A 13,025-nucleotide genomic window follows, 5' to 3' on the forward strand; every position below is an offset into this window, starting at 1 on the left:
GTTTCGCGTCAGCCGACGAGGCCGAGCAGGAAGCGGACGATCGCGCTGAAGAACGAATCGACCGCGAAGAAGAAGAGGGCGAGCAGCGCCGTCATGATCAGCACCATGATCCCGGTGCGGACAGTTTCGTTCCAGGTCGGCCACACGACCTTGGAAGCCTCGCTGCGCACCTGCCGGATGAATTCGCCTGGTGAGGTCTTGGCCACCTGAGATTTACCTCTTCGAGATAGAAAAACGCTCCGCGAACCCGAAGGCCGGCGGAGCTGAAAGCGACTTAGCGATACCGCCTCGAGTCTTCAAGGCTGGCAGGAGTGGAGGGACTCGAACCCACGGCCCTCGGTTTTGGAGACCGATGCTCTACCAACTGAGCTACACTCCTGCGGCCGGGCAGCGACTTATGCGGCGAACGGCGGACGCGCAAGGGCGCGGTCAGTCAATTATCTTGCGCAGGGTTCGGACCATGAAGGCGGTCGACCAGCCGATGAGCACGAAGCCGATCAGCGATTCGAGTGCGCCGACCAGCCGCCATTCCTCGGCGAAGTTGGATGCAGCCGTACCGAGCGTCGCGTAGCAGGACGCGGAGTAATAGAGCGCCTCTTCCATGGACCGGAGCGCGCCGACGTATCGAAAGAAGACCGCGAAAATCAGGATTTCGATGAAGTGCAGCACGAAGAGAAGCAGGCCGTAGGTTCCCATCAGCGCGGCCGCGCGAAGACCGAACTCGTTGGGAATCGATCTCTCGTCGTGAAGGTGCAGCGCCCTCGAAATGCCGACCAGGCCGGAGCTGTGGATGAGGACCATAAGCAGGACGAAGCCCGCAACCGCAGCGAGTTGCAGGCCGAGATCGACGACGATCACTTCATCAGACAAAGCCTCGCTCCTTCAGCCGAGCAGGCTCAACGCGAGACGCCTGCGGTTGTTCTCAGGCGGCGATGTCGAAGGGCTGGATTTCACCCGACAGATAGAGATTGCGCGCCTTGGTCCGCGACAGCTTGCCCGAGCTCGTGCGCGGCAGAGACCTCGGCGGAACGAGCTCGACGATCGGCGTGATGCCGGTGATCGCACGGACGCGCTCGCGGATGTCGTCGCGAAGACGGCCGCGCTCGGTCGGATCGGACACGCGGCAATGGACGAGAACGGCGGGCGTTTCTTCGCCTGACGGCCCGGTGATCGCGAAGGCCGCGATGTCGCCGGACTTGAAGCCGGGCAATTGCTCGACCGCCCACTCGATATCCTGCGGCCAGTGGTTGCGGCCGTTGATGATGATCATGTCCTTGGCGCGGCCGACGATGAAGATGTAGCCGTCGGACATGTAGCCCATGTCACCGGTATCCAGCCAATTGTCCTTGAGGCAGGCCTCGGTCGCTTCCGGGTCGCGGTAATAGCTATGCATGACCGAGGTGCCGCGGACGAATACTCGTCCGATGTCGCGGTCGTGGAGGACGTTGCCGTCTTCGCCTCGGATCTCGATCTCCATGCCTTCGACCGGCTTGCCGCAGTTGACGATAGCACGATAGCGGCGGGGGCGACCGTCAGCGCCGCTGGCTCCGCCATTGAGCACTGTTTCTTCGACCAGCTCGAGACGAATGCCTTCGCCGGGCGGCATGAGCGAAACCGCCAGCGTGGCTTCGGCTAGGCCGTAGCTCGGGCAGAAGGCCGATGCTTGGAAGCCCGCGTCCGCGAATGCGTCCACGAACGCCTGCATGACGTCGGGACGGATCATGTCGGCGCCGTTGCCGGCGATCCGCCAGCGCGACAGGTCGAACCGGTCTTCGGCGCGCGTCTGCGAAGACATGCGGCGGGCGCAAATGTCGTAGCCGAAGGTCGGCGAATAGCTGACGCTGGTGCCTGGATTGCGAGTGATCATGTCGAGCCAGGCAAGGGGCCGGCGCGCGAAATCTTCCGTCTTCAGGTAGTCGACGGACATCTGCATCGCCATCGGCGAGAGCATGCAGCCGACGAGGCCCATGTCGTGGTACCAGGGGAGCCACGAAATGCAGCGATCGCTGTCGAGCACCTGCAGGCCAATTCCGTGAGCGCGAAGGTTCGACAGGAGCTGGCGGTGGGTAACGGCGACGCCGTGCGGGAAGCGGGTCGATCCGCTCGAATACTGGAGGTAGGCGACCTCATCCGCATCGGGGAGCGGAAGCTCGGCGGTGCCGACTTCGATTTCTGAGAGGCTGTCCCAGTCGCGCGCGGGCACGCCACGGTCGGTGCCGGCCTCATCCGCATAAGTGAGCAATTCAGGCGCGCAGAGGAAGAGCGACGGGTCGCTGCTCGCGAGCATCACCTTCAGCTGTTCAACATAGGCTTCACGACCGCCAAAGCTGGTCGGCAGCGGGAGGGGAACAGGCCAAAGGCCCGCGTAGACTGCGCCGAAGAAGCATGCCGCGAAATCCGCGCCGGTCTCGGCCACGAGCGCAACCCGGTCGCCAGGCTTCAGGCCCATTGCGATGAAGCGCTGCGCATGGGCGAGCGAATCCTCGCGCAGATCCGAGTACGGATAAGAGCGCTTGAGCTGACCTCGAGCATCGTGGAAATTCATTCCGCGGCGGCCCCGGGCGGCATAGTCTAGAGCCTCGCCAAGCGTCGCGAAGTCCGCGATGCGGCGGGGTTCTGCGTCCAAAGTCGCGGTAGCGCCTGCAGGAGCGAGGTCGGCTACGATCGTGGTGTTCCGGTCGAGCAAGCCTTCACCCTGGTCGTTAAATGCCCGCCAAAAGGCGCGGCGGAACTCCCGCATCGCTGCGGGCCGGGTTGTAGTGGTGTGCGAGTGTGGCACAATTTGGGCCAATGTACGCTCGCAAGTCCGCCAGACCGCGCAAGCCGCTGAACGGAGAGCGGCTTCATGAGCTTGCTCTTTTCTATCTCGGCAAGTTCGCGACCACCCGCGCGAAGCTCAGCACATACCTGAACCGCAAGGTTCGAGAGCGGGGCTGGGAAGGCGAGGGGCCGCCCGAAATCGAACGGTTGGTGGAGCGCCTGGCTGCGAGCGGGCTGATTGATGACGCCGCCTACGCGCTTTCCAAGTCCCGATCCCTGTCTGAGAGAGGTTATGGCGCGTCACGGGTCCGCCAGTCCCTCCGGATGGCCGGAGTCGAAGAAGAGGACGGCGCTGCAGCCCGTGAACTGGCCGCAGAGGAAGCCGCGGCGGCGGCTCTGCGCTTTGCCCGACGAAGGCGCATAGGGCCTTTTGCGGATGGAATTCCTGAGCGAAAAGAGCGAGAAAGGGCTTTGGCGGCGATGATCCGCGCCGGACACAGCTTTGAGCTGGCCCGCAAGGTAGTCGACGCTGAGCCGGGTAGCGAGATCGACCTTGAAGAACTTCGCGAGAAAGGTAGTTAAGTCGGTTTCCCGACACTCTGACACATGTTAGTGGAGCGTTGTGCAGCGCAAGAGAACAGCAACGGCACCAGAGCCACAACCCGAGCCCGCGCCCGCGCCCGAACCCGCGCCCGTGGCCGTCGATGAGCCACGTGTGATGGACAGCGAATCCGAAATGGATCCCGTCGTGGGCCGCGTGAAATGGTTCGACGCGACGAGAGGTTTCGGGTTCGTGGTTAGCGACGCGCTGGACGGCGATATCCTGATCCACTTCAGCGTCCTTCGCGAGCACGGACGGCGGAGCCTTCCAGAGGGCGCACTGGTCGAATGCGTGCCGATGCGGCTCGACCGGGGCCTGCAGGCGAAGAGAGTCATTTCGATCGACGTCGGCTCGGCAGTGACTGCGCAACCTCGTCCGAACCGCTCGACGACCAAGGATGTTGACCGTAAGGCTTTGTCCGAAGCTGCAGGTGAGTTCGAGCCAGTAGAGGTAAAATGGTTCAATCGCGTAAAGGGCTATGGGTTCGTCAATCGGGTGTCGGATCCCGAATCGCACGACATTTTCGTCCACATGGAGACGGTCCGGAATTCCGAGGTCGGGGATTTGGAACCGGGACAACGGATCGAAGCACGCATCGCGGAAGGGAAGAAGGGCCTGACCGCGGTCGAGCTTCAATTGGGATCGTCGGACGAGCACTGACAGCTGTGGCAATTGCGGCGACCAGCGCCTGCGGTTCAGCAACCGCGACCTCTGATGCCCCGCTGGAACAGTCCCCCGCCGGGCTCGAGCAAATTCCGCTGACAATCAAGACCGCAAGCGGCGAGCACCGCTTCACCGTCGAAGTCGCGCAGACGCCGGAGCAGCAGGCACAGGGCCTCATGTTCAGGCAGTCGCTCGCCGCCAACCAGGGCATGATTTTTCCGCGCGACCCGCCCGGGGACGCAAGCTTCTGGATGAAGAATACGCTCATTCCGCTCGATCTCCTGTTCATCCGGCCGGACGGGTCGATCGTGCGCATCGCCGAGAATGCAGTTCCGATGTCGCTCGATCCTATTCCATCGCTGGAGCCGGTCGGTGCCGTGCTCGAGATCAACGGCGGCCGCTCTGCCGAGCTGGGAATCAAGCCGGGCGACAAGGTCACCTGGCGCCACTGACGCCCGTGATGCTTGCGCTCGCCGCCCGAGAGGGCAGATGCGCGGCCCATGGGATTCTGGTCTCGAACATTCACCTGGTGGAACGGTGCCACCTGGGGCACCGGCCTCTTCACCCGCCTTCATGGCGAGGAAGTCGCTCGCGATGATGCCGGCAACATCTACTATCGTGACAAGAAGAAACCGGCTTCTCGCTGGGTGATTTACAACGGCTCCAATGACGGCAGCCGCGTGCCGCCCGAGTGGCAGGCATGGCTCAAGGGCACGATCGACGATGTGCCGGACAAGGCGCTGCCGCCGAAGCGGAAGTTCGAGAGGCCGGCAGAGGTCAATCCGACCGGCACAATGGCCGCGTTCCGTCCCGACGGTTCGCTTTCCAAGGGTGGCCTCCGTCCGGCATCGACCGGCGACTACCAGCCCTGGACGCCAGACTGAGCGTGAATCGACTAGCATCGACCGGTGTGCTGCTCGGGCTGCTTCTCGCGGCCGGCTGCCAGCGCGGGCAGGACGAGAGCCAGGGCAACCGGGTCCAGCTTCCCAAAGCGGCCGCCGGTCCCGGGCAGCAGGTCGGCGTTACGCCGATGCAGGACCGGGTCGCGGTGATCGGCCTGCTCAACAAGCGCAACGGCATCGTCCGGGATCTTCAGATGAAGCCGGGAATGTCGGTTCGTGTAAAAGATGTGATCGTCCGCCTGCGTGCATGTGAAGCGACTGCGCCATGGGAGAATGAAAAGCTGACCGGCGCCTTTCTTCAGCTCGACGTTCAGCAGCCGGATTCGACCTGGCGGCGGGTGTTCTCAGGTTGGGTTTACAAGGAATCGCCGTCGCTCAACGTCGTCGAGCATCCGATCTACGATGTCTGGCCCAAGAGCTGTGCGATGACATATCCTTCCGCAGCCCCGAACCGGCCGCGCCGGTCGCTTCGAACAACCGGTCGAGCGCCAGAAGGTCTGGGACGGGAGACCGTGCGGAACCCGCAACCGAGCCCGCGACCGAACCGTCGACCCCAGAGACCGCACCGGCGACCGAGCCCGTGCCTCCTCCACCGAGCGCACCGCCGAGTAACGCCACATAGGCTTTGCGGGAGATGCTCACCGCGCCGAGCGAGGCGAGGTGGGACGTCATGAACTGGCAGTCGAGAAGCGTAAACCCGCCCACCTTCAGTCGCGCGACCAGCCAGGCCAGTGCTACTTTCGAAGCGTCGGTCATCCGGCTGAACATGCTTTCACCGAAGAAAGCTCGTCCGAGCTTCACGCCGTAGAGCCCGCCGACCAGCTCACCGTCATTCCAGACCTCGACAGAATGGGCATGCCCCGACCCATGCAGTGCGAGCATCGCGCGCTCGATGTCGTCGTTGATCCACGTCTCGTCGCGGTCCGCGCAGGCGGCAATCACCGCAGGAAAGTCACGGTCCATCGTAACGGTGAAGCGGCCGGACCGGATTGTGCGGCGCAGCGATTTCGAAAGGTGAAATCCTTCGAGAGGAATTACCGCTCGCGATCGCGGCTCGACCCAGAACAGTTCGGACGCCTGGCGGCTGTCGGCCATCGGGAAGATACCGGCGGCATATCCCTGCAGTAACAGGCGTGGGTCGAGGCGACTCATCGTCTGGGAATATGAGCCGTTTTCAGGACCTTGTCAGGAGAGGCAAAGCCTAGAGGATTTCGCGTACGAGATCCTGCGGACGACACAGCCGAACGCCCTTGTCGGTCACGACCAACGGCCGATTGATGAGGATCGGATGCTCCATCATTGCGTCGAGGATTTCGTCGTCGGTGACATCCGGTCGGGTCAGGCCCAATTCGGAGGCGATCGGTTCCTTCGCGCGCAATCCCTCTCGCGGGCTGATGCCTGCGCGTTCGTACATTTGCCGCAGCTCTTCGCGGGTCGGAGGGGCCTTCAAATATTCGACGACATTCGGCTCGAAGCCGGTTTCCCGAATGATTTCAAGGGTTTTACGCGAGGTCCCGCAGAGCGGATTGTGGTAGATCGTTACGTTCATGTCACGGACACTTTCTAGTTCCTAGTCCGGCTTTCGCAACGGGCGTAGCCGCTGATGCGGTCCAATCTCACGGCGAACCATTGTCGCGTTGCCGGAACGATGTTGCTCAATCGTCGTTTCCTCGCGCGTGACATGCACCGTTCGCCGGGGTTTCCGGGTCCCGGGCATGGTCCGGAAGATCAACAATCGGGAGAAAAACGATGCAAAAATCAATTCTGGCAGTCGTACTGGCTAGCTCGGTCTCGCTGGCAGCTTGCGCAACGGACAGCCGCACGGCTGGTGACGTCGCGCAGGGCGCGGCGATCGGTGCAGCCGGCGGCGCAGCCGTTGGCGCAGTGGTGCCGGGTGTGAACGTGATCGAAGGCGCCGCTGTTGGCGCAGCGATCGGCGGTCTCGCCGGCGCAGTCTGGGCCGACCAGAACAATGACGGCTATGTCGACGGCTACGTGTCGAATGGCCAGTATTATGCTGGCACCCCGCAGGGTTACGATCCGACGCTTCGCCGCGTCGCGACCGGCGCTCTCGGTGGCGCAGCGCTCGGCGCAGTTGCTGGCGCGGTCATTCCGGGCGTCAGCACGCTCGAAGGTGCGGTGATCGGTGCCGCCGTCGGCGGTCTCGCCGGCGCGATCTGGGCCGACCGCGACAATGACGGCCGCGTGGACGGTTATGTCTACAATGGCCAGTACTACAACGGTGCGCCGCAGGGTGCTGCGCCCGCGCCGACATATACTCCGCCGGCACGCTCGGGTGAGCGCGGCTAATCGCCGGAGTACATGTGAACATTAGGCGTACAGTGCGCACCGGTCCCCAGCGGCCGGTGCGCATTCTTTCGAGGTTCGGCGGCGGCCTTGCAGCGATTGCGTTCGCGGCCGCCGCTCCTCTTTCGCCCGCCGGCGCGCAGAGCACTTTGCCGATTGCCGCGGCAGCTGCCGCGAACGGCGTTTCCGATTTCTACAAGGCTCGTGACGGCCGCCCGCTTTGGTTCTCGCAGAACGGCCGCCAGGCCGACGTCCTGCTAGAGATCCTGGCCAGCGCCGAACTCGACGGGCTGAGTCCCGACCGATACCGCGTCGAAGACCTTAAGCGGGTCGTTCAGGCAGCGTCCGATTCAGGAAGCTCACGCGCTATGCGCCGCGCGGACAAGCTGCTGAGCCAGGCGCTCGTTGACTATGTGCGGGATGTCAGGACCGCGCCCCGCACCGACACCATCTACGTCGATTCCGATCTGAAGCCGTCGCCGCCGAGCGCGCGCGCGATCCTCGATGCGGCGGCCAAAGCGCCGTCGCTCGAAACCTATGTCGCGGAGATGCGGTGGATGAACCCGCTCTACGCTCAGCTTCGGCAGGCGTTGGCGTCCGGTTCCTACAGCCCCGAGCAAAGCGACCTCATCCGCTTGAACCTGCAGCGTCTACGCGAGCTGCCTGCCGGTGATGGCCGCTACGTGCTCGTGAATGCGGCGGCCCAGCGGCTCTTCATGTACGAGGGTGGCGAGGCCGTGGACTCGATGCGCGTCGTCGTCGGCAAGCCGATCTATCCGACGCCGATGATGGCGGCCTACATCCGCTTCGCGAATCTCAATCCATACTGGTACGTGCCCGCCGACCTCGCGGCCGAGCGCATCGCCCCGAACGTAGTCAAACAGGGCCTGCCCTACCTTCAGCGCCAGGGATATGAGGTGGTTTCGGACTTCGTCGGCGAGCCGCAGATTATCGATCCGACCACCATCGACTGGCAGGCCGTCGCCGACGGCCGGCAGAAGGTGCTCATCCGCCAGCAGCCAGGCGCGCACAATTCGATGGGCCGCATCAAGTTCATGTTCCCGAACAGCGAGGGCGTGTACCTGCACGACAATCCCGAGCGCGAGCTCTTCGAGCAGGCGGCACGCCTCTACAGCGGCGGCTGCGTCAGGCTCGAATCCGCGTGGCGGCTGAGCCGTTGGCTGTTCGGACGCGACCTGACATGGAAGGGCGCGGGGGCCGAGGAAGAAGTCAAGCTCGATAAGCCCGTGCCGGTTTACATCACATACCTGACGGCAGTCCCCGACGGCTCGCAGGTCGCCTTCCTCGACGACGTCTACGGCCGCGACAAGGCGCGGCTCGCGCGGCAGGGCGATGGCGGGCTGATAGCGGCCGCGCGCTAGTCTGCGTCAGAGAGACCAGTTCGCCACGTAATCGAGCCGGTAAGGGATCGGCTGCCCGTCCGCGTCCAGCGCTGGCCGAAACCGCAACCGCCGGTAGATCAACGGGCATAGGCCGCTGTCGACGTAAGGGTCGCCGCTGGAACGTGTCACCCGGCATTCCGTCGGAACTCCGCTCGTATCGAGCCGGAGCGAAAGCATTGCGCGTCCGTAGGGCAGGCGCCCGCCCGTAAGGTCACGATAGTCGCCGCGGTTGAGATTGCGGATCAGCCGGGCTGGCGTGTAGCCGCTGAAGTCTCCCGAACCGCCGCCTCCGCGGCCGGATCCAGCGCCTCCCGCGCCCGGCCCGGTTCCTGCGGAGGCTGCCCCTGATTGCGCAGCACTTTCCGTGCCGGCGACCGGCGCGGCGACGACCGGTGGCTTGGCTGGAACGACGATCTTCGGCGTCGGTGCTACTACCGGCGTTGGTTCGGCCTTTTTGCCGGCTGCGCCTTCCACTTCTTTTGCGCGATCGGCCTTGGGTTGTGGGGAGGCGGAACCGGAGGAGGCGGGGCAGCTCCTTGATGTCGAACGTCTTCAAACTTTCGACGACCTGGCGGACGCTATGGACGTTCAGTCCAGTCAGGATCACCGCGCCAAGCACGACGTGAACGATTGCGACGCCCGCAAGCGCCTTCGCGCGATCTTCCCGAGCAGTGGCGGTGTAACTGGCCATCGACGCGTTCCCGATGAGCAACGCGTATCATGCGCGAAAGTTTTCGGATGCAGCGATTGTAGCGTCCGCCTTCGACCCATTGCAGACATTACGAAGGCGTGAGAACGTGGGCCGGGGCGCCTGCCATGGACACCTTCGAATATATCACCGCGCTTGTGGCCGTCGTGATTGGTTTGGCCATCGCCGATCTTGCGACGAGCCTGCATCGCCTCCTGCGTAACCGCAAACGAGTTCGCTGGGATTGGGTGGCGCCGCTATCCGCTCTGCTAATCCTGGCTGAACTGTTCAACCTGTGGTGGCGCTGGCACGGCTTCAGCGGAACGACCGCCGGTCAGGTTGTTCCTTATTTTCTCGCACTAATCCTCATTTTTCTCGCCGCATGTATTACGCTTCCCGATGAGGTGCCGGCGGACGGCATCGACCTAGCTCACCACTTCGACGAGAACCGAAGGTACTTTTGGTTTGTCTATGCGAGTTATGTCGCGTTGTTGATTGCGCTTATCTCGATACGCGACCTGCACAATGGACTCACGGCAAGAGCCCTCCTTTCAAGATACTATTTTGATTATCCATGGCTCGTCGCGGCCTACGCGATGATCTTCGTTCGCAAGCGCTGGATCAACGGCATCGTGATGCTCGCGTCACTCGGTTGGCTGGTGATCGGCCTCAATCTCTGGGGACGAACGCCCGACCTGCCCCTCTGAGACCGTTGCTAATCAAACAAGGAGTGTGGCTCTCGGCCCTTCATCAGAACAATGTCTGCTTTCGACCCATTGCAGATATTAGAACGCCTGCCGGGGCTAGGGCTGAAGTAGACCGACGGGAAAATGCCAGTCCGCGGAGGCACGGAAAAAGCGGCCCAGCCCTTTAAGGGACCGAACCGCTTTTCACCCTCGCTTGTCACGAGAAGAGCGACGCTCAATCCGCAACCAACGGGACAGGGGGCGTCCCTGCGGACCGTAACCGATAAAGACCTGGGGAGAGTATTGGTTCCTACGGCGAGTCCGCATGGCGCCGTCGTTCGTTTCATGGGTCGAGGCCTGTCGGGGCTGCGTCTAGCTTAACGGGTGCCTCGACGGGCCTCACGCGGGACGAGGGCAGCCGGGCTCACTTCTGAATGCGAGGCCTCAGGCCAGACGGCTCTCTTCGTCCTTCTCGGACGGGTCCGGTGAATTCGTGTTGGCGGCGAGCCTTTTGCGGCAATCGTTCAGGATCGCCCGGCACCGCTTGATGCTGTCTTCAAGCTCGCTGTTCAGCTCTCTGAGGCGAGCCACTTCATTTTCGTCTTCGGTCGACACTTCGGAAACCCAATTCACCTGACCCGAAGCAGAAACACCAAGGGACGAGGCCGTTCCTACGGCTGCTCAGGGTCTTCCTCGCTGTCGCTTTGCGGCAACTCAACACGCCACCGCTCAAGCGCCTCGTTAGCGTGCTCCCCGCAGAAGAGATCACCGTCGAGAATGACGCCAGCGGCATTGAGGCAGCCCTCCATCGAACACTGCGGGAGCTCCTGCCTCGTCATGGGCACGCCATTACCGACTAAAGTCCGTATCGATCTACTACTTTTGTGTGTGGGCTGCTGCGCGAAGTTCGCCCCCTAATGTCCACTTTCGACCCAAAGCAGGCAGGACCTAAATCGCAGCGCTTGGGCGCTCATCGCTAACCTGTCTTGGGTTCGCCACGATCGGCTGTTAAGCGGCCGGCCATGCTCAACATCAACGGTATCACGGTGCGCCTTGGCGGACGCACAATCCTCGACTGCGCCAGCGCTGCAATTCGGCCGCGCAGTCGTGTCGGCCTGATCGGCCGAAACGGCGCGGGCAAATCGACGCTGATGAAGGTCATCATCGGCCAACTCGAAGCGGACGAAGGCAACATCGAGATGCCACGCCGGACGAGGCTCGGCTATATCGCTCAGGAAGCGCCCAGCGGTGCCGCCACGCCGTTCGAGACCGTTCTTGCCGCGGACGTGGAAAGGGCGGAACTGATGGCGGAGGCCGACACCTGCGCCGACATGCATCGGCTGGGAGACATCCATGACCGACTGCTGGCGATCGACGCCTATGGCGCGCCCGCTCGGGCATCCCGGATCCTGCTGGGTCTCGGCTTTGATGGGGAGATGCAGGGCCGCCCGCTCGACAGTTACTCCGGCGGCTGGAAGATGCGCGTGGCACTTGCCGCTTTGCTGTTCTCCAAGCCTGACGTCCTGTTGCTGGACGAGCCGTCCAACCACCTCGATCTCGAAGCTACACTTTGGCTTGAAAACTTTCTCAAGTCCTACGCGGGAACCTTGGTCGTGATCAGTCACGAGCGCGACCTGCTGAACAACGTGGTCGACACGATCCTTCATCTCGATCGGGGTAAGATCACGCTATACGCGGGCGGCTACGACGACTTTGAACGGCAGCGGGCCGAGCGAGCCGCGCAGCTCGCTGCCGCCAAGGCATCGCAGGATGCGCAGCGGGCGCGCCTTCAGGACTATATCGCCCGGAACAGTGCTCGCGCCTCGACAGCGAAGCAGGCTCAATCCCGGGCCAAGATGCTGGCGAAGATGCAGCCCATCGCAGCTATGGCGGAGGATCCCAGCCTCAGTTTCGTCTTTCCCAGCCCGACCGAGTTGAAGCCGCCGCTGATCACACTCGAGATGGCAGCCGTCGGTTATGCGGAAGCGAACCCTGTGCTGCGCTCCCTGAATTTGCGGATCGATCCCGATGACCGCATCGCGCTGCTCGGTCGCAACGGCAACGGCAAGACCACGCTGGCCCGCCTCCTTGCCGCGCAGCTTGCGCCGATGGAGGGCGCGATCAACGCATCGGGCAAGATGCGCGTGGGCTACTTCACCCAGTATCAGGTCGAGGAGCTGCATGGCGACGACACGCCGTTGCAGCACATGAACCGCGCGATGGAAGGTCAAACACCTGGCGCCGTGCGCGCGCACCTCGGACGCTTCGGCTTCTCGGGCGACAAGGCAACGACGGCGGCAAGCAAGCTTTCCGGCGGAGAGAGGGCACGCCTGGCGCTGGCCCTGATCACGCGCGATGCGCCGCACCTGCTGATCCTCGATGAGCCGACCAACCACCTCGACGTGGATGCGCGCGAGGCGCTCGTGCAGGCGCTCAACGATTATGACGGCGCCGTCATCCTCATCAGCCATGACCGCCACATGGTCGAACTGACCGCGGACCGGCTCGTGCTTGTGGAGAACGGAGCCGCCGTCGACTACCCGGGCAGCATCGACGACTACATTGATTTCGTGCTCGGCCGAAACCAGCCAAAGGCGGAAGCTAAGCCGAAGGCGATCAAAGTGGATCGCAGGGCCGCCGCCAACTCGCGTAACGAAGCCAGTGCTCTGAAGAGGGTTGCATCGGACGCGGAAGCGGAAAGTGCGCGCCTCGCTGCCCAATGTTCGGCAATCGACCGGGCAATGTTCGATCCGGCGGGCGCGGACCCCAACCTCGCGTCGCTGCCGATGAGCGAGCTCGCGCGTCGCCGAGCGAAGCTGGGGCGGCGTTGGCTCTCGCCGAAGCGCGTTGGTTGGAAGCGAGCGAGCAGCTGGAAAGCCTTGCGGCCTAGCCTGCGAAGCGGGGCCAGCCGCATGTTCGGCCTGCCAAGCCAATGTCTGCTTTCGACCCATTGCGCACATTAGCTCAGCGGCTGCTATGCGCTCTTCTCGGATACTCCGGGACGACTGACGCCAT

At 63.4% G+C, this 13,025-nt stretch carries 14 protein-coding genes, 1 tRNA gene and 2 pseudogenes; 9 read left to right on the plus strand and 8 right to left on the minus strand.

Features of this window, described 5'->3' with window-relative positions:
- Positions 1–8: 8 nt before the first annotated feature.
- The 4 genes from secE to H9L14_RS02990 all read right to left on the minus strand — a co-directional run bounded on the left by secE (position 9) and on the right by H9L14_RS02990 (position 2,740).
- On the minus strand, positions 9–206 hold the full coding sequence (gene secE, locus H9L14_RS02975; protein ID WP_187709173.1) for a preprotein translocase subunit SecE: 198 nt from the start codon (positions 204–206) through the stop codon (positions 9–11).
- Positions 207–303: 97 nt separating this feature from the next.
- Positions 304–379: transfer RNA gene (locus H9L14_RS02980), tRNA-Trp, on the minus strand.
- 50 nt (positions 380–429) lie between these two features.
- Complete coding sequence (locus H9L14_RS02985) at positions 430–870, minus strand: ion channel (protein ID WP_187709174.1); 441 nt, start codon at positions 868–870, stop codon at positions 430–432.
- Between the two features lie 52 nt (positions 871–922).
- Positions 923–2,740, minus strand: coding sequence for a fatty acyl-AMP ligase (locus H9L14_RS02990; protein WP_187709175.1), 1,818 nt, complete (start codon positions 2,738–2,740; stop codon positions 923–925).
- Between the two features lie 50 nt (positions 2,741–2,790).
- On the opposite strand from H9L14_RS02990, the gene H9L14_RS02995 reads away from it, so the two are divergent.
- The 5 genes and pseudogenes from H9L14_RS02995 to H9L14_RS16870 all read left to right on the plus strand — a co-directional run.
- A complete protein-coding gene (locus H9L14_RS02995) occupies positions 2,791–3,342 on the plus strand; it encodes a regulatory protein RecX (protein ID WP_187709176.1) in 552 nt (183 codons plus the stop codon).
- 136 nt (positions 3,343–3,478) lie between these two features.
- Positions 3,479–4,021, plus strand: a complete 543-nt coding sequence (locus H9L14_RS03000; protein ID WP_187709177.1) for a cold-shock protein — start codon at positions 3,479–3,481, stop codon at positions 4,019–4,021.
- 11 nt (positions 4,022–4,032) lie between these two features.
- Complete coding sequence (locus H9L14_RS03005; protein ID WP_246444710.1) at positions 4,033–4,476, plus strand: DUF192 domain-containing protein; 444 nt, start codon at positions 4,033–4,035, stop codon at positions 4,474–4,476.
- 48 nt (positions 4,477–4,524) lie between these two features.
- Positions 4,525–4,908 carry an NADH:ubiquinone oxidoreductase subunit NDUFA12 gene (locus H9L14_RS03010; RefSeq protein WP_187709178.1) on the plus strand — a complete coding sequence of 128 codons (384 nt, stop codon included), beginning with the start codon at positions 4,525–4,527 and terminating at the stop codon, positions 4,906–4,908.
- A 212-nt stretch (positions 4,909–5,120) separates the two neighbouring features.
- Positions 5,121–5,288 (plus strand): annotated as a pseudogene (locus H9L14_RS16870) (DUF2155 domain-containing protein); the annotation flags it as partial.
- Between the two features lie 13 nt (positions 5,289–5,301).
- Here H9L14_RS16870 and aat read toward each other — a convergent pair.
- Positions 5,302–6,078, minus strand: a complete 777-nt coding sequence (gene aat / locus H9L14_RS03020; RefSeq protein ID WP_187709179.1) for a leucyl/phenylalanyl-tRNA--protein transferase — start codon at positions 6,076–6,078, stop codon at positions 5,302–5,304.
- A gap of 49 nt (positions 6,079–6,127) precedes the next feature.
- On the minus strand, positions 6,128–6,475 hold the full coding sequence (gene arsC / locus H9L14_RS03025; protein ID WP_187709180.1) for an arsenate reductase (glutaredoxin): 348 nt from the start codon (positions 6,473–6,475) through the stop codon (positions 6,128–6,130).
- Between the two features lie 200 nt (positions 6,476–6,675).
- On the opposite strand from arsC, the gene H9L14_RS15510 reads away from it, so the two are divergent.
- Positions 6,676–7,236 carry a YMGG-like glycine zipper-containing protein gene (locus tag H9L14_RS15510; protein WP_246444377.1) on the plus strand — a complete coding sequence of 187 codons (561 nt, stop codon included), beginning with the start codon at positions 6,676–6,678 and terminating at the stop codon, positions 7,234–7,236.
- A gap of 32 nt (positions 7,237–7,268) precedes the next feature.
- Positions 7,269–8,615 (plus strand): L,D-transpeptidase scaffold domain-containing protein, encoded by a 1,347-nt coding sequence (locus H9L14_RS03040; protein ID WP_187709181.1) that lies wholly within the window; start codon positions 7,269–7,271, stop codon positions 8,613–8,615.
- 6 nt (positions 8,616–8,621) lie between these two features.
- On the opposite strand, the gene H9L14_RS03045 is transcribed toward H9L14_RS03040, so the two are convergent.
- Positions 8,622–9,110 (minus strand): energy transducer TonB family protein, encoded by a 489-nt coding sequence (locus tag H9L14_RS03045; protein ID WP_187709182.1) that lies wholly within the window; start codon positions 9,108–9,110, stop codon positions 8,622–8,624.
- A 315-nt stretch (positions 9,111–9,425) separates the two neighbouring features.
- Between H9L14_RS03045 and H9L14_RS03050 the strand changes: the two genes are divergently transcribed.
- Complete coding sequence (locus tag H9L14_RS03050; RefSeq protein ID WP_187709183.1) at positions 9,426–10,031, plus strand: hypothetical protein; 606 nt, start codon at positions 9,426–9,428, stop codon at positions 10,029–10,031.
- A 423-nt stretch (positions 10,032–10,454) separates the two neighbouring features.
- On the opposite strand, the gene H9L14_RS03055 is transcribed toward H9L14_RS03050, so the two are convergent.
- A complete protein-coding gene (locus H9L14_RS03055) occupies positions 10,455–10,601 on the minus strand; it encodes a hypothetical protein (protein WP_187709184.1) in 147 nt (48 codons plus the stop codon).
- Positions 10,602–11,032: 431 nt separating this feature from the next.
- Between H9L14_RS03055 and H9L14_RS03060 the strand changes: the two are divergent.
- Positions 11,033–12,900 (plus strand): annotated as a pseudogene (locus tag H9L14_RS03060) (ABC-F family ATP-binding cassette domain-containing protein).
- Positions 12,901–13,025 lie beyond the last annotated feature (125 nt).

The organism is Sphingomonas sediminicola (assembly GCF_014489515.1).
GTDB lineage: Bacteria > Pseudomonadota > Alphaproteobacteria > Sphingomonadales > Sphingomonadaceae > Sphingomicrobium > Sphingomicrobium sediminicola.

Coding starts and splice junctions, on each gene's coding strand:
- H9L14_RS03010 (WP_187709178.1), top strand. CDS start 4,525: ATGGGATTCTGGTCTCGAACATTCACCTGGTGGAACGGTGCCACCTGG.
- H9L14_RS02995 (WP_187709176.1), top strand. CDS start 2,791: ATGTACGCTCGCAAGTCCGCCAGACCGCGCAAGCCGCTGAACGGAGAG.
- arsC (WP_187709180.1), bottom strand. CDS start 6,475: ATGAACGTAACGATCTACCACAATCCGCTCTGCGGGACCTCGCGTAAA.
- H9L14_RS03000 (WP_187709177.1), top strand. CDS start 3,479: ATGGACAGCGAATCCGAAATGGATCCCGTCGTGGGCCGCGTGAAATGG.
- H9L14_RS15510 (WP_246444377.1), top strand. CDS start 6,676: ATGCAAAAATCAATTCTGGCAGTCGTACTGGCTAGCTCGGTCTCGCTG.
- aat (WP_187709179.1), bottom strand. CDS start 6,078: ATGAGTCGCCTCGACCCACGCCTGTTACTGCAGGGATATGCCGCCGGT.
- H9L14_RS02990 (WP_187709175.1), bottom strand. CDS start 2,740: ATGCGGGAGTTCCGCCGCGCCTTTTGGCGGGCATTTAACGACCAGGGT.